The 20,405-nt window shown below is 53.0% G+C and carries 17 protein-coding genes and 1 other RNA gene; 8 read left to right on the top strand and 10 right to left on the bottom strand.

Features of this window, described 5'->3' with window-relative positions; translation table 11 throughout:
- The first annotated feature begins 7 nt into the window (after window positions 1-7).
- The 5 genes from SH580_RS10010 to SH580_RS09990 are packed head-to-tail and all read left to right on the top strand — an operon-like array spanning window position 8 to window position 5,749.
- Complete coding sequence (locus SH580_RS10010; protein ID WP_319834845.1) at window positions 8-2,890, top strand: tetratricopeptide repeat protein; 2,883 nt, start codon at window positions 8-10, stop codon at window positions 2,888-2,890.
- Between the two features lie 3 nt (window positions 2,891-2,893).
- Window positions 2,894-4,099, top strand: coding sequence for a tetratricopeptide repeat protein (locus tag SH580_RS10005; protein WP_319834844.1), 1,206 nt, complete (start codon window positions 2,894-2,896; stop codon window positions 4,097-4,099).
- The gene (locus SH580_RS10000; protein ID WP_319834843.1) at window positions 4,096-4,875 is read left to right on the top strand and encodes a MotA/TolQ/ExbB proton channel family protein; all 780 of its coding nucleotides are present in this window, start codon (window positions 4,096-4,098) and stop codon (window positions 4,873-4,875) included. The genes SH580_RS10005 and SH580_RS10000 overlap by 4 nt, the downstream gene beginning before the upstream one ends.
- Window positions 4,876-4,901: 26 nt before the next feature.
- Window positions 4,902-5,312, top strand: coding sequence for an ExbD/TolR family protein (locus SH580_RS09995; RefSeq protein WP_319834842.1), 411 nt, complete (start codon window positions 4,902-4,904; stop codon window positions 5,310-5,312).
- Window positions 5,313-5,314: 2 nt separating this feature from the next.
- Window positions 5,315-5,749, top strand: a complete 435-nt coding sequence (locus SH580_RS09990) for an ExbD/TolR family protein (protein ID WP_319834841.1) — start codon at window positions 5,315-5,317, stop codon at window positions 5,747-5,749.
- 69 nt (window positions 5,750-5,818) lie between these two features.
- On the opposite strand, the gene ssrS is transcribed toward SH580_RS09990, so the two are convergent.
- A non-coding RNA gene (gene ssrS, locus SH580_RS09985) (6S RNA) lies at window positions 5,819-6,001 on the bottom strand.
- 216 nt (window positions 6,002-6,217) lie between these two features.
- Between ssrS and SH580_RS09980 the strand changes: the two genes are divergently transcribed.
- Complete coding sequence (locus tag SH580_RS09980) at window positions 6,218-7,549, top strand: thymidine phosphorylase (protein WP_425607159.1); 1,332 nt, start codon at window positions 6,218-6,220, stop codon at window positions 7,547-7,549.
- A gap of 269 nt (window positions 7,550-7,818) precedes the next feature.
- On the opposite strand, the gene SH580_RS09975 is transcribed toward SH580_RS09980, so the two are convergent.
- From SH580_RS09975 to SH580_RS09960, 4 genes are all read right to left on the bottom strand, one after another.
- A complete protein-coding gene (locus tag SH580_RS09975) occupies window positions 7,819-9,306 on the bottom strand; it encodes a glutamate synthase subunit beta (RefSeq protein ID WP_319834839.1) in 1,488 nt (495 codons plus the stop codon).
- Between the two features lie 44 nt (window positions 9,307-9,350).
- Window positions 9,351-13,997 carry a glutamate synthase large subunit gene (gene gltB, locus SH580_RS09970; RefSeq protein WP_319834838.1) on the bottom strand — a complete coding sequence of 1,549 codons (4,647 nt, stop codon included), beginning with the start codon at window positions 13,995-13,997 and terminating at the stop codon, window positions 9,351-9,353.
- 254 nt (window positions 13,998-14,251) lie between these two features.
- Window positions 14,252-14,587, bottom strand: a complete 336-nt coding sequence (locus SH580_RS09965) for a glutaredoxin family protein (protein WP_319834837.1) — start codon at window positions 14,585-14,587, stop codon at window positions 14,252-14,254.
- A 40-nt stretch (window positions 14,588-14,627) separates the two neighbouring features.
- Complete coding sequence (locus SH580_RS09960) at window positions 14,628-15,152, bottom strand: DUF5069 domain-containing protein (RefSeq protein ID WP_319834836.1); 525 nt, start codon at window positions 15,150-15,152, stop codon at window positions 14,628-14,630.
- A gap of 258 nt (window positions 15,153-15,410) precedes the next feature.
- Here SH580_RS09960 and SH580_RS09955 point away from each other — a divergent pair, with 258 nt between their 5' ends.
- Window positions 15,411-16,454 (top strand): transposase, encoded by a 1,044-nt coding sequence (locus SH580_RS09955; RefSeq protein WP_319834835.1) that lies wholly within the window; start codon window positions 15,411-15,413, stop codon window positions 16,452-16,454.
- A 92-nt stretch (window positions 16,455-16,546) separates the two neighbouring features.
- Here the strand turns inward: SH580_RS09955 and SH580_RS09950 are convergent, their stop codons facing one another.
- From SH580_RS09950 to SH580_RS09935, 4 genes are all read right to left on the bottom strand, one after another.
- A complete protein-coding gene (locus SH580_RS09950; protein ID WP_319834834.1) occupies window positions 16,547-16,876 on the bottom strand; it encodes an SWIB/MDM2 domain-containing protein in 330 nt (109 codons plus the stop codon).
- Between the two features lie 109 nt (window positions 16,877-16,985).
- Window positions 16,986-17,420, bottom strand: a complete 435-nt coding sequence (aroQ, locus tag SH580_RS09945; protein ID WP_319834833.1) for a type II 3-dehydroquinate dehydratase — start codon at window positions 17,418-17,420, stop codon at window positions 16,986-16,988.
- Window positions 17,421-17,504: 84 nt separating this feature from the next.
- Window positions 17,505-17,846, bottom strand: a complete 342-nt coding sequence (locus SH580_RS09940; RefSeq protein WP_319834832.1) for a DUF3127 domain-containing protein — start codon at window positions 17,844-17,846, stop codon at window positions 17,505-17,507.
- Window positions 17,847-17,921: 75 nt separating this feature from the next.
- Window positions 17,922-18,527 carry a nitroreductase family protein gene (locus SH580_RS09935; protein ID WP_319834831.1) on the bottom strand — a complete coding sequence of 202 codons (606 nt, stop codon included), beginning with the start codon at window positions 18,525-18,527 and terminating at the stop codon, window positions 17,922-17,924.
- A gap of 130 nt (window positions 18,528-18,657) precedes the next feature.
- Here SH580_RS09935 and SH580_RS09930 point away from each other — a divergent pair, with 130 nt between their 5' ends.
- Entirely contained in the window at window positions 18,658-20,091 is a 1,434-nt protein-coding gene (locus SH580_RS09930) for a cryptochrome/photolyase family protein (protein WP_425607152.1), read from the top strand.
- An 11-nt stretch (window positions 20,092-20,102) separates the two neighbouring features.
- On the opposite strand, the gene SH580_RS09925 is transcribed toward SH580_RS09930, so the two are convergent.
- Entirely contained in the window at window positions 20,103-20,363 is a 261-nt protein-coding gene (locus tag SH580_RS09925) for a Sec-independent protein translocase subunit TatA/TatB (protein ID WP_319834829.1), read from the bottom strand.
- Window positions 20,364-20,405: the final 42 nt, after the last annotated feature.

Here is a 20,405-nt window from a genome sequence, read left to right as displayed (position 1 = left end):
CCCATACATGCTCGAAATTAAAGGGCGCTTGACTAACGCCATGAGTGAAGAGTTTCGTGCTATTTATCGAGAGAATCTTTATATGCTAGGGCTCGCTCACATGCGTTGGTATGAGTTGACTCAGGAGGCGGGTCACTTGACTGCAGGAGTTGAATTTTGGGATGAGTTTATTCAGACCTTTTTGTCAGATCCGCAACACCCGCTGGCGATGATGAACCGTGCCGACAGTTATTATGGCTCTAAAGCATGGGACGCTGCGGTGGACGCTTATTTGCATATTCTTCGGATCTATACATTGCAACTGGATGCGCAGGAGCTATACGATGTTTTGCAACGACTTGTATCTGCTGCGGGTGAGGCGGATCGCAAGAGCGAGACGATTCCTGTTTTGCGACGTTATTTAGGTGAGCGTTTTTCAGATCCAGTGAGGCTCTTTGCGCTGAACACATTGTTTGACCGTGCGCTGGAAGCAGAAGGCTTGGATTCGTTGATGCGATTGGTGGTTGAGATCAATCGCGATCGCAAGTTTCGTTACGACCTCGGGATCAACTTGCGTTTGCTGCATACGGGGGATCGCTTTGAGCAGGATGAGAAGGACCTTGAGGCTGGCTTACTATTTGCCATGGTTTTACCGGTCGAACAATTACTTTATGCGGTAGAGGATCGGTTGATTGCAATTGAGGAGCAGCTCTTTAGCGGGCAATATATTGCGTCCAAGGCTGGCACATTCGTAGAGCAGTTAAATACATTGCGTGAGCAGCGACTCGAACTGGTGGAGGCGCCTCAGTATACGGCGAACTTGCGTTGGAGACAGGCACGGGTGCTGCGTTTCATGGGCCGCACCTACGAGGCTTATTTTGCTTTTGTGCGTCTCATTCAAGAGTATCCACAGCACCCGCATATTGAGCAGTTTCGTTACGCAGCATTTTTACAGGGGATTGAATGTGGCTATCGGGATGAGGCCATCGTGCAGGGGGAAACTTATCTGAATGAGACCGCATTCCTGGAGTTTGAGAAGCCAATCGCAACGCAGTTGTCTATACTTTACCAGCAAGTGGAAGACGTGGAGAAAATCGCCGATTTGGCGGATGAGTTTTTACACCGATTTCCATATGATCCGGTGGCGACTCAGATGGCGCACGCACTGGGACAGGCGCTTTTCAAGCAAGGTGCTACTGAGCGAATACTGGATACTTTCCCCTTTTGGGTGGAAGAGTTTCCAGAAGGTGCTTTTGTTGAAAGTGTCGATTATTGGTCGGGTATGGCGTATTTGTTTACTGGCAATTTTTCCCATGCACTTACGGCTTTCGAGCGTTTGATCGAGGCATATCCTGGCAGCATATATTATGTCGAAGCACGTTTTCGCCGTGCTGTAGCTTACTTTGGTATGGGAGAGTATGGGCTCGCGCGTGATCTCATTCGCGAGTGGGTGTCGAACTCTCCGGGACATCCATTGCAGCCTGAAGCACATGTGTTTCTTGGCGATTTGGATGCCATGGATGCTTTGGTGGATACTGCGTTGGCCTATTACGCCAAAGTTGAAAGCTTTGGTGGCGCTCAGGCGCTGATGGATCATGCTTATTTTGAATCAGCTTCACTTCTACTCGCCAATCAGCGTTATCAGGAGCACGACGAACTACTGGAGCGCTATCTGGATCGTTTTCCTGCTTCACCGGCTGCCGCTGAGGCAGTTGTGCGCTTGGCGGATGCTCACATTGCGCAAGGTCGTATTCGTAAAGCTTTTGACTATTATCGAGACGGTATTGAGCGTTTCGGTAATCGGGTCGAGACGGATCATGTCGATCAACTGATCGATGCCTGGTGGAATACGGATGCTGAAGTTCGTGAGAGGTATGCGCAGACTTCAGCTTTTATTCAGCGCTTGTTAAACGACAATGTCTTTCGCAGTGAGATGTTGTTCAATCGGGTCGCTCAAATCGGCTACTTTAATCAGCACCCGCAGATCCCAAGGAATCTGCAAGATGCATTGGTGATTCGCCAGCCCCTTTATGAGCAGTTGCTCGAAGTGACTGCAAAGGATGGAACTTCGGTAGGCGACCCGCTGGATATTCTGGATTTCGAGACCTTGCGTGTGATTCGGCGGGGTGTGGAGGCGCAATTGAATCAACTGCCTGAGTCCGATCCAGCGAGTATCTTTACGCAGATGCGGGAGTCGGCTGTTGTTTCAGGACAGGAGGCCTTAGCGCTACGCTTGCTACGTGTGCTGAATTTGCGCGCAAATGTAGAGGTCAGCCCCGTGCAACTCGGTCAGTCCGAGCTTGCTCTCGCGAGCCCTGCTACCTTGGTTTGGATGGCTGGTATCAAGGCTGAAGAGGATCCTTTTATGGGACGTGCATGGCTGCTTCAGGTTGTTGAAAGAGCGCCCGATTCAAGTGCTGCTGCAAGTGCGCTTTTTGAGTTGGGGCAACTTGAAATGGCGCTGGGCTATTTTGATCAGGCCGCGGATTTTTACGGGCGTATACTCGATGATTATTTTGGCAACGCGCAAACACGAAGAGCGGCAATGCTGCGTGCGGATGCTTTGTTTCAAGCTCGGCGTTACAATGATGCAGTAGAGGCCTATTCGCTGATTATTAACCAGCGCGATTGGCGTGGTGTGTTGTGGGCGGAAGCGACCTTCAAGATAGGTCTGTGCTTTATGCAACTGGCCGAAACTGGTAAAGCACAAGGCTTTTTTGAGCGCACTTATCTTGCTTATGCAGGCTACCCCGAGTGGTCGGCCAAAGCGGTGCTTGAAAGTGGTCAGCTGCTCGAAGAGCAGGGGGAGATCGAGTCTGCTCGCAATACGTATCAATTCTTTTTGGACCTGCCAGGCGCCGAAGGGTCGCCCCTTTACCAAGTGATTCGCCAGCACGCTCAATCTCTATAAGTTATGAAATTGTCTCACATCACTCACAACCGCTCGCTGTCAAATGCTGCCTCCATTCGAGAGCCGGGAGACTGTCGCCTTTGTGAGCTAGGTGTGCTGGGTGTAGGGGCTTCACTGGTGAAGACCGCTTCTTTGGGGCTATTCCTTGGAGTGTTTCTGTTTGCTTGCTTCATGCCTTCGTTCTTAGCCGCCAAACCAGAGATTCAGATGCGTCTACAGTATCCGCAGCAAATGAAGGACGTGATACTTACCGGTATAGATGGCGATGAAATCGTGTTTCGCCCCCTGGGCCGTGATGATGGTGGGCGTGCTTACCTTAAATTTGATGAGCTAGTTCGCAAGCGTGGCACACTCAATTTTCTTTTTCCTCAGGCATTTTACGATGCGATTGAGGCCCTGGAGGCTGGCCATTCCCTGCAAGCTCTGCCCGTGATTCGAGAGTCTGCAAAGCCTTTTATTGAGTATCTGGAGCTAAGTCATTTACCGGGTAATATGTTGCCCACTGTGCTGTCTTATCTCGATGCTTTGATTGCTGCGGGCCAATGGCGTGAGGCGTCGGAAGTGGCCACGCAGATGCCTCTTCAACTCGCGCCGCCCCGTGTGCTGGAGCGTGTTGGAAAGCTCGCGCTCGCCTTGAGCGATGCGGGGCAGGCTTCCGCGCTGGACCGTGTGCATCAATATATCCTTTCCGCTCGGCAGTTATCGGAAGCGCATCTGGCTGTGGCGCTCGATCTGGCCAACGCCTGGCGCGAACGTGGTGATTACATGCGCGCTTTCAATTTATATCGGAAGGTTCAAGTTGCGGATAATTTATATCAAACACGGGCCCGTCTGTGGGTGGCTTATTGCAGTTTTTACCTCGGCCACGATTTGGTGCCTTCTGTATTTCTTGAGAATTTGCCAGAGATGGATGTCACGACTCCGGGCTATTCTTTGCGTGAACTGATTAAGGCTCGCTTGAGTTTGCGTGACGAGGATTTGTCGGCTGCGATGCGTTCGGCCGCAGAGGGCAAAACCTATGCGAGTTCGACCGACCCATGGTATCCGGAATTACTTTATACAGTGGCGACTGTTTACGCTCGGATCGATATGAAGCAGGCCGCCATCGCCGCCTATCGCGAACTTACGATTTCTTTTCCTGAGAGTCCTTGGGCGGCCACGAGCCGTAAGGATCTAGAAGTATTAACCACTGAAGTACCTGAATTATGAATACACTATCGAATAAGTTTCACCGTGCCCTCGGACGCTTTTCGTTCGCTCTTGGGGCGTTCGTTACTTGCGCTGGGGGTGCGTATGGGCAGGCTGAAGTTGCTGTCGAACTTGCGCTTCCTGTGGAGAATATTACCCTGTGGGCTATGTTTCAGCAGGGTGGCTGGGCGATGTATCCGCTTTTGGCCTTCTCTGTGGCGACAGTGGGGCTCGCGAGCTATTGTGCCCTTATTATTAAGGAGAAACGCTTCACTCAGCCCGAAGCCACCGATGATTTACGAGCAGCGATTGAAGGCGGTGATATTGGCGCGGGCTTAAGTGCATGTGAAGCACATCCTGGCTATATGACAGACATCCTACGCCTTGGGTTTCAGACCGTGGAGGAAGGCTATAATTCGGTCGCGGAGGTGAATGAGGCCCTGGAGGAACGGGCTGGTAAGGTGCTCGCTGGACCGTTGGTTTTTGTACAATACTTACAGGTCGTTGCTTCGGTCTCTCCGATGATGGGCTTGCTTGGCACAGTTAGTGGTATGGTGAAGGCCTTTCGGAATATCGCAGCACAAGGTCTCGGTAAGCCTGAGTTATTGGCTAATAATATCTCCGAAGCGCTGGTGACTACGGCCTCTGGCTTGTTGATTGCGATTCCTGCGCTGATGTTTTATTTCTACTTTAAGAACAAATACATGGCTGCTTCGTCAGGTATTTATGAGCGTTTGGGGGAGATGACACGTTTGATGAAAAAGAATGGTATGGTCTCCGACCAAGTGGCGTCTTAAGGCATAGAGAGGACAGTAATCTCAGGATGAAACCACGCCCCATAGAAGAAACGAGTGAGACGCCCGATCTCACCCCGATGATTGATATCGTCTTTCTACTGATTGTGTTCTTTATGACGGTGGCAAACATGCAAGTGCAGCAAATGGTGCCTATTCGTGTGCCTATCGCTGAGAACGCCAGTATTCCGGACGAGCGTGGCATGCGTACCACGATTACCCTCAAGTCCGATGGTAGTCTGTTTTTCGGAGCTCAATCTATTTTGATCGAAGATTTGGCGGGGCTGGTTACTCAAGCAAAGTTGGGGTCTCCGCAGCTTAAGGTCTATGTTCGTGCGGATGCCCAAGTGCCCTTTAAAGAGGTGCGTAAAGTCTTTGCCGCTGCGGCTGCGGGTGGAGTGCCCAATGTCATATTTGCCACATACCAGAGCGATAAATAGTCATGAAAGCTAAACGCCTACGTATTCCCGACGACAAGGTCGATCTGACTCCGATGATCGATATCGTCTTTTTGCTTTTAATTTATTTTATGGTGACCACCACGATTGTGAAAGAAGAGGCTGACCTCGGTGTGAAGCTACCTTCCAGTATGGCGGCGCCGCCGGATACGCCCCTTCCAGAGCAGCACTATATCGATATTTTACTCGATGGCACTGTTATGCTCAACGGTGTTCCGACGGATAATCCTGGCAGTATTCATTTGCCCAATCTCACTCGCACATTGAATCAGCTAAAGCTATCCTCCGATCGGGCGGGGTTGAAGACATTGGTGATCATACAGCCTGACCCGGATACCTACCAACAGAGCGTGGTCAATGTGTTGAATGCTTTGAAGTCCGTCGGTATTCATTCGATTTCTTTTGGTGAGGGCGGGTAATATTAAGCTCGGCGGGCAATGAGCTTGCGGCAGGTCGTGGCCCTCGTAAATGGTGCCAGCCGTACGCAAAAAGGCCCCGCCTGTGCCGTCTTTAGTGGGAGTTCTTAGCCTTTTGAGCATAAGGTGGGGGCTTTCCTCGTAAGTATTTGTCTTCCGGTTGACGGCTGGACAGCCACCTACGCGGGGCAAGCTCCCGATTGTTACAGAGTAAAGGACAGATACTCCATTAAGTCTCGAACACTGCAGGGTTATTGTGGAGCATAGTGAGGCTTTACTGAGAAGCAACCGGAAATGAACCGTTAATTTCGTGAATTTTCGTGTATTAGAAATGCACAAACGATTTACATGTAGACATGTCGCCTCGAAACTCTGTTGCGGGGGGAGGGGGGATTTGAATTGCTAGAGCATTCTCATTTTCAGCACTGGCTCGACAAGAGAGTCTGCGTGCACACACTATTGCGCATGAAGATGCTTCCTCAAGAGATCATAGCCTGTAAACGCGATGGTTTAGCCTTAACACGTGATCAAGTGGAGGCATTCGTAGCTGGCGTTGTCTCAGGAGAGTTTAAGGATTACCAGTCCAGTGCTTTATTGATGGCGATCGTCCTTAAAGGAATGACACCCGATGAGACTAGTTGGCTGACGGAGGCAATGATGCGCTCTGGTCGTATTGTTGATTTGCCGGAGATTTCCCGTCCCAAGGTTGATAAGCATTCCACCGGTGGAGTGGGGGACAAGGTTTCATTGATTCTCTCACCCTTAGTGGCTGCGTGTGGCCTCTGCGTGCCCATGATGAGTGGGCGAGGCTTAGGACACACTGGTGGCACTTTGGACAAGCTCGAAGCCATTCCAGGATTTTCTACAGAGCTCAATGATGCGGCTTATCGCAAGCAACTACAGGCCATTCATCAAGCGATGATTGGTCAGTCGGCTGATATGGTGCCCGCCGATCGCAAGCTCTATGCTTTGCGTGACGTGACGGCAACGGTTGAGAGTATTCCGCTCATTTGTGGGAGTATTTTAAGTAAAAAACTGGCCGAGGGCATCGATGCTTTGGTGCTGGATGTCAAATTTGGTCATGGTGCCTTTATGCCCACTGAAGCCCGGGGGCGTGAATTAGCCGAGGCCTTGGTCGCGATTAGTGGGCGTATGGGCAAGCCGACCACTGCCTTGCTGACTCGGATGGAGCAGCCGCTGGGGCGGATGATTGGTAACTCATTGGAGGTGATCGAAGCCATCGATTGCCTACGCGGCGAGGGCCCTGACGATTTGATGGAAGTTACCTATGCGTTGTGCACTGAAATGTTAATGCTCGGTGGCATTCATGCCACTGTAGAAGATGCGAAGAGCGCCTTGAAAGCTGCGATACAGAGCGGTGCCGCATTGCAGGGCTTTCGTGAATTGATTCAAGCGCAAGGCGGGGATCCTCGCGTAACCGATGATTATCAGCTGCTGCCGCTGTGCGACTTTACTTGCGAATTCGGTCTTGAGCACGAGAAGCCAATGTATGTCAGCGCGCTTGATGCTCGGAGTTTTGGTGAGGCAGCCTGCTTGCTTGGAGCCGGACGCCTGTCGACTGACTCGGTGATCGATCCTGCGGTGGGGCTGGAGTTGTTAAAGAAGGTCGGTGACCTAGTGCAACCGAATGAGCCGATCGTTCGTATCCATTATCGAGATACGGAGTCCTTGGAGGCTGCGCAAGCTCGTCTGAGAAAGGCCGTTCATCTTTCCTTGGACGCGCCAGCTGTTTTACCACTCATCGTGGATCGTATCTCGCGTGAACCTAAAAAGATGAGTTAAGCGCGCAAATAACAGTTGTCAGGAGTCGCTCGACGTTAGCTTTTTGTGGGAGGATCAGTTGTATGGTTGGATTTTTAGGCAGTATATTTTGCGCATATTCCAGCAGACGCACATCCATTGCCACTGAGCGTGTGTGTGGAGGCTTGCACATGGCAGCGTTTTGGCTGACGCGCTCGGCCTTTCGAATTCTGTTGTTGTATTGTATGCGACACAAAAAAGGCCGCATCTCTTTGAGGATGCGACCTTCTGTAAATGATTGTTTGTTCCGCTTACGGAAGCTTGGTGCTGCCCATTAGGAACTTGTCGCACTCGCGTGCGACGGCGCGGCCTTCGTTGATGGCCCACACGATGAGTGATTGCCCGCGACGCATATCACCTGCAGCGAAGACACCTTCGATGTTGGTTTTGAATGTGCCGTAGTCTGCTTTCACGTTGGAGCGGGCGTCGAGGTCGAGGCCGAGCTCTTCGGCTATCGTTGCTTCAGGACCGAGGAAGCCCATTGCCAGGAGCACGAGTTCGGCTTCGAGCACACGCTCGCTGCCTTCGACTTTCTTAGGAATGAAGCGGCCGTTGTCGTTGGTCCACTCGATGTTGTGGATGTGCACGGCTTTGACTTTGCCTTCTTCATCGCCCTCAAACTTGCTGGAGGTGACGAGGTATTGGCGTGGATCTTCGCCCTGGATCTCTGCAGCCTCTTCTTGGCCGTAGTCCATCTTGTAAGTCTTGGGCCATTCGGGCCATGGGTTGTTGGGTGCACGCTCGGTGGGAGGCTTGGGCATGATCTCGAGTTGAGTCACGCTCTTGCAGCCGTGGCGCAGTGATGTGCCCACGCAGTCAGTGCCAGTGTCGCCACCGCCGATGATCACAACATTCTTGCCCTTGGCGAGCTCTGTGAATTGCTCAGACTTGCCGTCCTTGATGTCCCAAAGCTCCTTGGTGTTGGGCCCAAGGAACTCCATGGCGAAGCGGATATTGGTCAGCTCGCGACCTTCGATCGGAAGATCACGTGGCTTGGTGGCACCGCAGCAAAGTACGACAGAGTCGAACTCTTCCATCAATTGCTTGGCTGGAATGTCTTTGCCGATTTCAACTCCACATTTGATCACGACTCCTTCAGCCTCCATTAGCTGGGTGCGGCGTGTGACCACTTGCTTCTCAAGCTTCATGTTGGGAATACCATACATGAGTAGGCCGCCTGGGCGGTCGGCACGTTCGAAGATGGTAACGAGGTGTCCGGCCTTGTTGAGCTGATCCGCGGCTGCAAGACCTGCAGGGCCAGAGCCGACGACTGCGATCTTCTTTCCGGTGCGCTCTTTGGGAGGTGTGGGGGTGACCCAACCTTCGTTCCAAGCTTTGTCGATGATGGAGCACTCGATGTCCTTAATGGTGACAGGGGGCTCGATCACGCCGAGCACGCAAGAGCCTTCGCAAGGTGCGGGGCAGACGCGGCCGGTGAATTCGGGGAAGTTATTGGTCTTCATCAAGCGCTCGTAAGCGTCTTGCCACTTGCCTTGATAAACGAGGTCGTTGAACTCGGGGATGAGGTTGTTGACGGGGCAGCCGCTCGCCATGTTGGCCAGTGTCATGCCTGTGTGACAGTAAGGCGTGCCGCAGTCCATGCAACGTGCGCCCTGTGTCTGTACTTTTTCTTCGTCGAAGTGTTCGTGAATTTCATCCCAGTCCTTGACGCGTTCGAGTGGCGGACGATTCGCAATCGTCTTGCGCTCGAATTCCATAAATCCAGTTGCTTTACCCATAATGTATAAGTGTGAAGGTTTTTAAGTGTGAAGGTGAGGGCGGCTTAGTGACCGGCTTTCACGTTTTCTTCGAATGCGGCTTGGACTGCGTCGTCGCCTGCGAGGCCACGCTCTTCGGCACGTTTGACGGCTTGTAACACGCGCTCGTAGTCCTGTGGTAGAATCTTGAGGAACTTACCTGCCGATTCGGGCCAGTCGTCGAGGATACTTTGTCCGCGTTTGGAACCGGTGTAAGCGACATGCTTCTCGATCTTGGCTTTGACCAGGTTCATTTCCTCGTCGCCGCATTCGATCAGCTGATAGACGTTGACCATGTCGGGATTCAAGCGGTTTTGAACAAAATCGCCTGCCTCGTCGTAGACGTAAGCCACACCGCCGGACATACCAGCGCCGAGGTTACGGCCGGTCGTGCCGAGGTTGATGACCATGCCGCCTGTCATGTATTCGAGTGCGTGGTCACCCACGCCTTCGACGACTGCTTCGACACCTGAGTTACGCACGCAGAAACGTTCGCCGGCCATACCTGCGACATAGGCTTCACCCTTGGTGGCGCCATAGAAGCAAACATTACCTGTGATGATGTTTTCGTGTGCGACGAATGAGGATTCCGGATCGGGGCGCACCACGATCTTTGCGCCGGAGAGGCCTTTGCCCAGATAGTCGTTGGTGTCACCTGTCACGGTGAAGGTCATACCCTTCGGGCAGAATGCGCCGAGTGATTGACCTGCAGAACCGGTGAGGTTGACCTTTACTGTATCTTCCGGCAGCCCTTCTGCGCCATACTTGCGTGAGATCTCGGCGCCGGTGATGGTGCCGACCACGCGATTGATGTTCACGATCGGTAGGTTGATTTCGACTGGCTTGCCTTCTTGAATCGCAGGTTGCGCTTGCTCGAGGATCTCGCGCATGTCGAGCGAACGGTCGAGCAGGTGATCTTGCTTCATCTGGCAGTAAGTGCCGACTTCTGGACCTACGTCCGGACGGTAGAGAATCTTGCTGTAGTCGAGTCCCTTAGCCTTCCAGTGGTCGATGGCTTGGCGCATTTCGAGTTTGTCTACGCGGCCGACCATTTCGTTGATGGTGCGGAAGCCGAGCTTCGCCATGGTTTCGCGGATTTCTTCAGCGATGAACTTCATGAAGTTGACCACGGCTTCTGCATCGCCGTTGAACTTCTTGCGCAGTTCAGGGTTCTGAGTCGCGACACCGACCGGGCAAGTGTTCTTGTGGCAAACACGCATCATCAGGCAACCGAGTGCAACCAGTGCGGTGGTGGCAAAGCCGAATTCTTCCGCGCCGAGCAAACAAGCGATCGCGACGTCGCGGCCTGTCTTGAGCTGGCCGTCGGTTTCAACCACCACGCGAGAGCGTAGGTCGTTGAGCAGCAATGTTTGATTGGTTTCAGCGAGGCCGAGCTCCCATGGGGCACCTGCGTGCTGGATGGAAGAGCGAGGCGAAGCACCTGTGCCGCCGTCGTAACCAGAAACGAGGATGACGTCGGCCTTGGCCTTGGCCACACCCGCAGCAATGGTGCCGACACCGACTTCGGATACCAGCTTCACGTTGACACGTGCTTTGACGTTGGAGTTCTTCAAGTCGTGGATCAGCTCCGCCAAATCCTCGATCGAGTAAATGTCGTGGTGCGGAGGAGGGGAGATGAGTCCCACGCCAGGAGTGGTGCCGCGAGTCTTGGCGATTTGCGGTAGCACCTTGTGGCCGGGCAGTTCGCCCCCTTCGCCAGGCTTCGCGCCTTGGACGATCTTAATCTGAATTTCATCGGAGTTGACCAAGTAGTGGCTGGTCACGCCGAAACGTCCGGAAGCGACTTGCTTGATCGCGGAGCGACGGCTGTCACCGTTTGCATCTGGAGTGAAACGATCGGGATCTTCGCCACCTTCACCAGTGTTAGAGCGACCGCCGATGCGATTCATCGCGATCGCGATGGCTTCGTGGGCTTCCTTGGAGATCGAGCCGTAGGACATCGCGCCTGTCTTGAAGCGCTTCATGATGGCTTCGATCGGCTCGACTTCTTCGATCGGGATCGCCTTGGACTCGTCGAACTTGAAATCCATCAAGCCGCGGATGGTGAACATCTCCTTGGACTGGTCGTTGATGACGTTGGAGTATTCTTTGAATACGCCGTAATCGCCAAAACGAGTCGCCATTTGCAGCTTGTGAATGGTGATCGGGTTGAAGAGGTGGCGTTCGCCGCCGGCGCGCCATTGGTAGATGCCGCCGGAGTCGAGCGCATCGCCGCGCTCGTCGTCGCGTGGTGCGAAGGCCTTGCGGTGGCGTGAGTGTGTCTCTTTTGCGATGCATGGGAGGCCAATGCCTTCGATGCGAGTCGCGGTCTTAGTGAAATACTTCTCGATGACGGATTCGTTGAGGCCAATGGCTTCAAAGATCTGCGCGCCGCGGTAGGATGCGACCGTCGAGATGCCCATCTTGGACATGGTCTTGATCACACCGTTGAGGTTGGCCTTCAGGAAGTTTTGGCATGCTTTGTCAGCGTCGACCTTCACGTCGCCGCGCTCGACCAAGTGGCGAACGGTTTCCAGTGCGATGTAGGGGTTGATCACGTCAGCGCCATAGCCTAGCAGTAGCGCGAAGTGATGCACTTCGCGTGGCTCACCCGATTCCAGCACGATCGATACGCGAGTGCGTGTGCCTTGACGAACGAGGTGGTGGTGGAGACCCGCCACAGCAAGCAGTGCGGGGATCGGCGCCTTCTTCGGGCCAATCTTGCGGTCGGAAAGGATGAGAATGTTGACACCATCACGGATGGCAGCGTCCGCATTTTCGAAGAGTTGCTCCAGTGCCGCTTCCAGACCCTTGCCGGAGATGCGAGGCTCAGAAATGCTGTTGTGTCCCGCGTCGAGGCCGCCTTCAGCCGCTTCGAAAGTAATTGGCAGTCGGCTGGATTTGAAGCCTGACAGGTCGATGTTGCGCAGCTGTGCCAGTTGGCGACGGTCGATCAGAGGAGATTCATATTTGATCATGCGGCAGCTGTCAGGACCGGGGCGAGTGAGATCGCCCTCCGAGCCCACAAAGCTGACACTGGCAGTGACCAATTCTTCGCGGATGGGGTCAATCGGTGGATTGGTGACCTGTGCGAAGAGTTGCTTGAAGTAATTATACAGTAGCTGTGGCTGATCCGACAGCACCGCCAGTGGCGCATCGTTGCCCATGGAGCCGAGCGGTTGCTTGCCCGATTCCGCACTGGGGGCCAGAATGAAGCGCATGTCTTCAAAGGTGTAGCCAAAAGCTTTTTGACGAGTTTCGAGCGTCTCGAAGTCATCTTCCACCATGTCTTCGGCAGGGGGGAGGTCTTCGGAGTTGACGAGGTTTTCCTTGAGCCACTGGCCATAAGGCTGCTCGGAGGCGATTTGCTCTTTCAGCTCTTCGTCGCCTACGATGCGACCTTTTTCCATGTCGATCAGGAACATGCGACCTGGCTCCAGGCGGCCTTTCTTGACTACGTTCTTAGGCTCGATCCCTTCCAAAACGCCCACTTCAGAGGCTAAGATGACCTTGTCGTCGGCAGTTACATAGTAGCGCGAAGGACGCAGACCATTGCGGTCGAGCGTCGCGCCGACTTGCACGCCGTCGGACATCGCCATCGAAGCAGGACCATCCCAAGGCTCCATCATGCAGGCGTGGAACTCATAGAAGTCGCGCTTGTATTGTGGCATGCTCTTGTGGCGTTCCCAAGGCTCGGGAATCATCATCATCATGGCATGTGCCAAGCTACGGCCAGACAGTACCAAGAACTCTAGGCAGTTGTCGAATTTCTGGGAATCGGAGCCGTCTTCACGGATGATTGGCAGAATCTTCTTAAGGTCATCGCCAAATACTTCGCTGGCCAGCTGCATTTCGCGTGCGTGCAGCCAGTTTTCATTGCCGCGCACGGTGTTGATCTCACCATTGTGGCAAAGGAAGCGGAAAGGCTGTGCGCGGGGCCAGCTCGGGAAAGTGTTGGTCGAGAAACGCGAGTGCGTCAGCGCCAGAGCAGAGTCCATGGCTTCGTCGGATAGGTCCGGGAAGTAGGTCTCGAGCTGCTCCGTAGTCAACATGCCCTTATAGGTCATGGTGCGGCTCGAGAGCGATCCGATGTAGAACATCGCATCGTCGTCCTCACCGGAGTAACGGATGCGGTGGGTCGAAAGGTGGCGGATGATGTAGAGTTTACGCTCAAAAGGCAGGCCTGCTTCGACAGATTCGCGCGATACGAAGAACTGACGCATGCAAGGCTCGCAGGCAGCGGAGGCCTTACCTAGGATTTCGCTACGAACCGGCACATCGCGCCAGCCGATCATCTTGAGGCCTTCTTCGACGACGATCTCCTCGATGATTTGCTCTTCGTGCGCGCGCTCCTCAGCATCTTTTGATAAGAAAACGAAGCCGACAGCGTAGTCACCCTCTGCAGGCACTTCAAAACCGCACTCCGTGGGGCAAACCTTCTTAAAGAAGTTATGTGGCAACTGGATGAAAATACCTGCGCCGTCCCCTGTGATTGGATCACAGCCACAGCCACCACGGTGGTCGAGGTTGACGCAAATCTCCAGCGCACCCTTGACGATGTCGTGTGATTTACGGCCCTTCATGTCGACGATGAGGCCGATACCGCAGTTTTCGTGTTCATTCTTAGGGTCGTATAGGCCCTGGGCTTTGGGTTGCGTGTAAGTGTTATCCATATCTGTCTTTTAAAAAATTATGCTGTGCTTTCTATTGCCGTTGTGGGGCATTCGTCGAGTGAAGTCGATCAAGAGAGATGCCTATGTCTAGAGTCAAAAAGAATCAGCAAACTAGTGACTCGGAGTTGGCTGTCTAGGAAAATTACCCAATCTAACCGAATGGAGACCATTTTTCGCGCCAAATTTGTGCAAAAATAGCTCAAAACCCTCAAATTTGGGGTTTTTACCTGGTTTGGGTAACTTTGGAGCGTTTCTTAGAAGAAACGTACTGTCTTGGAGCGCATTGCTTCGTGCTCTTCGTCGGTGCACGGCGCATTGGTGGGTGCTTCGGCTTCGATGTTATTTTTCGAGACCAACCCGTTGCTCAGCATGTAGTTTTCGACTTCTTCGCCGCTGACGTCGGCGAGCATCGTGCCGTCGATCTCCACGCATGGGGATAGCGGTTGGCCGGATTTTTCCACCATTTCCGCGTATTGGTCTGCGTTATTGATGATATCACGGTCTTCGTATTCAAGGCCGTATTTTTTCATGATGGCGCGAACGCCCATGCTCCAGCCACAGGTAGGTTTTAGGTATGCGATGATTTTCATAGTAAATTGCTCTGTGTGGTGGATTTTGAGGACTTGTCAACTACGCGGATTTTCGAGCGACGACCCAGTCGATCAGTTTGCTCTCGTTATCTTCATACGCCCAGGCTGCGCGTAGGAACTCAGCAGGGTGAATATTATTTTCTTTAAAAAAGCGTTGATCGCCACTGCAGCCATACATGGTGTCGGACGGTAACTCGCCGCGCAGCTTGCCGAATGCTTTTTGAATCAGGCGTGGCAGCCAGACAATGCCGGCTACTTCATCAGTTTTAGGGGGGAGTTTGCTGGAGTCTAGCGTATTGCCCGAAGGCTTGCCGCCTTGGACGGTGAGAAAGTAGTCGCGGCGCGCTTCGCAGACCATGAGAAAGGTTTCAAAATCGGGGGTGCCGTGCCTTAAATAATCTTCTACATAGTCATACACATCCATTGTGTTGAGCCCGAGCGATGCGAGTTCAGTCATTGTCGCTTCGTCGAAGTAGCTGCTTGGTTCGCGGTTGCCCGCTTCATATGTGGCTACCGCGCTTTTCCAGATGGTTTTTAAAGTTTTTTGGTAAGTGTAGTGATTCATTAAGAGCATATCATAAAGGGAGCCGTTCTAAAAAACAACCTGCGAGGCAGATTTTAGTCATAAACATAAGGGCTGTGCCGGATTCATCAGAATTTAGATGGTTTGATCGTTTGCGAGCTTGTCGCGGTGGTTCACCAGCATGTCTGATCAGCTTGAGCATACCCGACGCTATGAATGGCAAATCAACTCACAAAATAATAACCAGGCTATAAGAAATGAGTTGACTTCGTCGAGAGAATGTCGATGGTAGTGGGTAGTATGAAGGTTCGTCGCACAAAGGTTCATGGTCGGGATGCGGTTTATCATTGCATGACGCGGGTGGTGAATGGGGAGCGCTTGTTCCAGGATCGTGAGAAGGAGATGCTGCGTAAGATGATCTGGCAGGTTGCGGATTTTTGCGGGGTGCAGGTGCTGACTTATTGTGTGATGTCGAATCATTTTCACGTGCTCTTGCGGGTGCCGGATCGTCAGCAGGTGGATGATGCTGAGTTGATGCGTCGCTATCAGGTGCTGTACCCGAAACCTACCAAGTTTCAGGCGGCTTCGGTCAAGGTGCTGCGCTCTCAGTTGGAGGCTGACTCTGAGGAGGCGCAGGAGTTGCGTGCGAAATTATTGGCGCGGATGGGCGATGTCTCTGAATATATGAAGGCGGTGAAGCAGCGCTTTTCGGTCTGGTTTAATCGTAATCATAAGCGCTATGGCACTCTGTGGGCGGACCGTTTTAAATCGGTGCTGGTAGAGGGACATGGCAATCCACTGCAAACAATGGCGGCGTATATTGATCTGAATCCGGTGCGTGCGGGGCTGGTGGAGGATCCTAAGGATTATCGTTTCTGCGGCTACGCGGAGGCGGTGGCGTCGCTTGGCTTAATGAGCTCAGGGGGCACAGAAGACTCCAAGTCGAAGGTGGAAGCTCGGATGGGATGTCGAGCTGGTTTGTTACATGTTTGGGGTGATCATTTGTCGTCGGGGGCTGGTTTGGCAGAGGCCTTGATGCAGCATCGTCAGTTGATCTTTGGTAAGCGTGCGGCGGATGCTGGCTTGTCTGAAGTGGAGCGCGAGCATGCTTTGAAGGTGCTGAATGAAGAGGGTGGTCAATTGCCGAAATCGGTGATGCTGCGCTGCCGGGTGCGTTATTTTACCGACGGTGCCATTCTGGGGTCGGCTGAGTTTGTGCGTGGCTTTACGGGTGCGTGGCAAATGGAGCGTGGGCGCAAGCACCCTCCGAAGGTGAATGCGATGCGCGGTGATTGGGGTGGCTTGGCTGTGATTCAGGGGCTGCGTAGGCAGGTGTTTGGATAAGGGGCGTTTGCTGTGGGGAGCTATTGCGTTGCACAAAAAAAACGGCTGCTTCGCAAGGAAACAGCCGCTTTGAAAGTGAGTTTTCTGTGTTCTTACTCGACGTTGGCACCTACGACGGCAGCCATTTGCATCATGTTGATGGTTTGGCCTTCGGCTAGGTTCCGTAGGTCGGTTACTTTTCCGGACTTGCTGGTGGAGTTGGTGTTGCGGAGAATCGGAAGCAATTTGGCATCGGCGACGATGAATTTGCCAGCGTTTTCAGGCTTGCCGTTTTCGGTTTTGGTTTGGAGGCCTTCGCCTTTGATGTAGTCCCAGAGTTTCTTAGTGATCTCTGTGCGAGGAAGCTCTGTTGCTCCGAGGAAGGAGGCCAATTCGGCTTTGAGTTTGACGGGTTTGTTCAGTCCTTTGGGTTCGTCTGCCATAGTGTTGTCTTTCGTTTTGTTGTTTTGTAGGCGAATGCCTAATTTCATTGGATTCTTGCTGTCGGCGCCAGGTGTGCCGACATTCAAATTTCCGGGAATTATTCGAGATTTAGTCGAGCTTTGCTAAGTGCCGCAGTGCGGCGATGTAGCCGTCGAAGCCTAGGCCGGAAATGACACCGATACAGGCGGGGGCGGTGAGGGAGTGTCGGCGTATTTCTTCCCGGCGGTAGATGTTGCTTATGTGAACTTCAATCGTGGGGAGGTCGCAGCCTGCGAGTGCATCGTGTAGGGCGAGGCTGGTATGTGTCAGTGCGCCTGGGTTGATGATCAGGCCAAAGATCTCTGAGTCGGCATATTCACCGATTTCATCGATGATGAAGCCCTCATGGTTGCTTTGGTAAAACTGCACCTGCACGCCTAAGGCTTCGGCCTCTTCGGTTAGGAGGTTTTCCAGATCAGTCAGTGTTTGGTCGCCATAAATGTCCGGCTCGCGAATGCCGAGTCGGTCAAGGTTGGGGCCGTTTATGATGACGATGCGTTTCATATGTTGAGAAAGCTTCAGTCAGTGGAAAGAATCTCCTGATGAAGCGCAATCTCCGAGTTGAAGCATTCGAAATGCTTTAGTCTCTTAGAAGGGAGGCTCTTCGTCTAGGATTTCGTCAGCTGGGTCAAATGGGGGAGGTTCATCGCTTGTATTACCGCCTGCTCCGGTCGCTTCGACCTTCCAGGCGTTCAGGTTGACAAAATAGCGGCCTTGGTATTCGCGTCCCCGCAGGTCGAAGCTGACTTTGACTTTTTCGCCTTTGTTCAGCTTGTTGACCATCTCGACTTTTTCTTTGACGCATTGGAGGCAGATGTCTTGCGGGTATTTGTCCGCATCCGTGGTTACGACGAATTCGCGCACGTTGAAGCCACTCCCAAAGGTTTTTTCGTCGAAGATTTCTTTTACAGTTCCAGTTAGTTCGTACATTTCGGGAGTGAACGGCTGTGCTGCCAGAGAAGCAAAACTTTTTTAGCGAAAATTAGAGAAGGGGTTGGGCTGTTTTTATGCGGGGAATTGATCGCGAAAGACGACTTCTTCGATGGGGAGTTGTCCACCTCGTGCGTTGGCGTCTTTGATTGCTTTACCGACGGTGAGCATCATGCCGATTACATGATGTTCGGGCAGTGCGATGATTTCGCCGACTTTAATCGGATCAAAGCCGATCATGGGGCAGGAGTCGTAGCCCATGGATTTTGCGGCGAGCATGAGTGTTTGTGCGGCGATGCCGATTGAGCGCATCGCTTCATCGCGCTGTAGTTGTGGGTTGCTGCCATAAAAGGGTGCGATCATGGGGACCAGCATCTCTTGCACGGGCTCGGGGGCATTTACCCAGTAGCGCCCCGCGTCTTCATGCGCATGGAGGTCGGCGCAAAGTAAAATTGTAATGGATGCTTCCGTAACTTGAGCTTGATTCCAAGCGGCAGCTTGGATGGCTGCGCGTTTCTCGGGGTCGGTGACAACTACGAAGCGCCAGTTTTGCATATTAAACGAAGTGGGGGAGAGTAGTGCCAGTTCGAGTAGCTCCTGAATTTCGACTTCCGACATCTTGTGGTTCGGGTCGTAGTGTTTGACGGAGCGGCGTTGGTGAATTGCGGTGGTTGTGTCCATGGGGCTGGAATTTGCGATTAAGTTCTGATATTGCAAGAAAAGCTCTGCCTTTCGGTAGTCTTGAATTATTTGTTTCTTAGGTTTTATGAAAAGGGGTGTAATGTTTGGCTCACTTGTGCGCTTATTACATATGCCGATGTCTCCTACTCTTCTTTGGTTTCGCAAGGATTTGCGACTTGCTGATAATTCTGCGCTAGCAGCTGCAATTGAGTTGGGGGCACCAATCGTGCCGGTATTTATCTGGGCGCCCGAGGAGGCGGGGGCCTGGGCACCTGGGGCTGCATCGAAGTGGTGGCTACATCAAGCCCTGAAGGGCCTGAGAGAGGAGTTGAGGGCGCAGGGCGGAGAGTTGATTCTGCGCGAGGGGACTTCACTCGCCGAGTTGAGGGATATTATTAAAACGACGGGGGCCACGCGTGTCTTGTGGAATCGACGTTATGAATCGTCTCTGCGGGAGTTAGACGCGCAGGTCAAGCGTGCCCTGCGAGAGGACGGTCTTCAGGTGGAGAGTTTTAATAGTAGCTTGCTCAACGAGCCACACACCGCGGCAACTGGAAGCGGGCAACCATACAAAGTGTATACTCCCTATTGGAAAAAAGTTAAAGACCGGCCTCTGCCTCCACTTGCACTGCCTGATTTGCCCGCGATGCGTTTCCCCGAGAGCTTTCCGTGGTCCACGCCGCTGGAATCGCTGAATTTACTGCCAGCGATTCCGTGGTATCGCGGCTTTGAGACGCACTGGTTGCCTACGGAAGCGGCGGCGCGGGGGCGGCTGGATCAATTTCTTTCTGCTGCGGTTGAGGACTATGCTACCGGGCGGGATCGACCTGATTGCGACGGGACTTCATGCTTGTCTCCCTATTTGCATTGGGGGCAGATCGGGCCGCGTCAAGTAATGGCAGCGCTCGCCGATAGGACTGATCTCGCTGGTGCAGGTGCGTCTGTTTACGCCAAGGAGATCTACTGGCGCGAGTTTGCTTACAATGTGTTGTATCATTTTCCGCATACGCCCGACCAAGCGCTGCGAGCGGAGTATGACAGCTTTCCATGGGAGTCGGATGATGCCGTCCTGAAAGCATGGCAAATGGGGCAGACGGGGTATCCGATTGTCGATGCGGGTATGCGGCAGCTGTGGCAGACGGGTTGGATGCACAACCGGGTGCGAATGATTGTCTCCTCGTTTCTAGTGAAGCACTTGCTACACGACTGGCGTGCGGGTGCGAAGTGGTTTTGGGACACTTTGGTCGATGCCGACCTTGCGAGTAATACGCTCGGTTGGCAATGGAGTGGTGGCTGTGGCGCCGATGCTGCTCCCTATTTTCGTGTCTTTAATCCGATTTTACAGGGCCAGAAATTTGACCCTGAGGGGGCGTATGTGAAGCGCTACCTGCCGGAACTGCGAAAAATGCCAGCCAAGTATATGCATGTCCCGTGGGAGGCACCGGATTCGATTCTGGAATATGCCGGAGTTGAAATTGGCAAAAACTATCCTGCTCCCATCATTGATCATAAAGTGGGTCGAGCGCGTGCTCTTGCTGCTTTGGAGCAATTTAAATCAGCTTAGGGCCGGAAGCTTTACGAAGATTTTTTGTCGTCCACGTCCGTGCTTTTGCTGGACTCGACTGGCTTGGCTGCAGGTTTGGTGGGCTCCTCTTCCATGGCACTGCGGACATCATCTTCAATTTCTGAGGTCGCTTTTTTGAATTCACGGATCGATTTCCCGAACGATTTGAACAGCTCTGGCAAGCGTTTCGCTCCAAATAGAAGCAGGACGATGAGGAAGATCAAGAGAATCTCCGGACCATTGATGTTTTGAATGAAAGCAAGTGAACTCATTTGAGCTTGGAAGTTCGGGTGTTTTACGGATGGAATGAAAGT

The sequence above is a fragment of the Coraliomargarita algicola genome (assembly GCF_033878955.1).
Lineage (GTDB): Bacteria > Verrucomicrobiota > Verrucomicrobiia > Opitutales > Coraliomargaritaceae > Thalassobacterium > Thalassobacterium algicola.
The sequence above is the reverse complement of the archived record's forward strand: the minus strand, read 5'-3'. Positions and strand labels throughout refer to the sequence as shown.

Coding starts and splice junctions, on each gene's coding strand:
- SH580_RS09935 (WP_319834831.1), bottom strand. CDS start 18,527: ATGGACACAACCACCGCAATTCACCAACGCCGCTCCGTCAAACACTAC.
- SH580_RS09955 (WP_319834835.1), top strand. CDS start 15,411: ATGAAGGTTCGTCGCACAAAGGTTCATGGTCGGGATGCGGTTTATCAT.
- aroQ (WP_319834833.1), bottom strand. CDS start 17,420: ATGAAACGCATCGTCATCATAAACGGCCCCAACCTTGACCGACTCGGC.
- SH580_RS09925 (WP_319834829.1), bottom strand. CDS start 20,363: ATGAGTTCACTTGCTTTCATTCAAAACATCAATGGTCCGGAGATTCTC.
- SH580_RS09940 (WP_319834832.1), bottom strand. CDS start 17,846: ATGTACGAACTAACTGGAACTGTAAAAGAAATCTTCGACGAAAAAACC.
- SH580_RS10000 (WP_319834843.1), top strand. CDS start 4,096: ATGAATACACTATCGAATAAGTTTCACCGTGCCCTCGGACGCTTTTCG.
- SH580_RS09980 (WP_425607159.1), top strand. CDS start 6,218: ATGCTTCCTCAAGAGATCATAGCCTGTAAACGCGATGGTTTAGCCTTA.
- SH580_RS09960 (WP_319834836.1), bottom strand. CDS start 15,152: ATGAATCACTACACTTACCAAAAAACTTTAAAAACCATCTGGAAAAGC.
- gltB (WP_319834838.1), bottom strand. CDS start 13,997: ATGGATAACACTTACACGCAACCCAAAGCCCAGGGCCTATACGACCCT.
- SH580_RS09975 (WP_319834839.1), bottom strand. CDS start 9,306: ATGGGTAAAGCAACTGGATTTATGGAATTCGAGCGCAAGACGATTGCG.
- SH580_RS09995 (WP_319834842.1), top strand. CDS start 4,902: ATGAAACCACGCCCCATAGAAGAAACGAGTGAGACGCCCGATCTCACC.
- SH580_RS09950 (WP_319834834.1), bottom strand. CDS start 16,876: ATGGCAGACGAACCCAAAGGACTGAACAAACCCGTCAAACTCAAAGCC.
- SH580_RS10005 (WP_319834844.1), top strand. CDS start 2,894: ATGAAATTGTCTCACATCACTCACAACCGCTCGCTGTCAAATGCTGCC.
- SH580_RS09990 (WP_319834841.1), top strand. CDS start 5,315: ATGAAAGCTAAACGCCTACGTATTCCCGACGACAAGGTCGATCTGACT.
- SH580_RS10010 (WP_319834845.1), top strand. CDS start 8: ATGCTCGAAATTAAAGGGCGCTTGACTAACGCCATGAGTGAAGAGTTT.
- SH580_RS09965 (WP_319834837.1), bottom strand. CDS start 14,587: ATGAAAATCATCGCATACCTAAAACCTACCTGTGGCTGGAGCATGGGC.
- SH580_RS09930 (WP_425607152.1), top strand. CDS start 18,658: ATGCCGATGTCTCCTACTCTTCTTTGGTTTCGCAAGGATTTGCGACTT.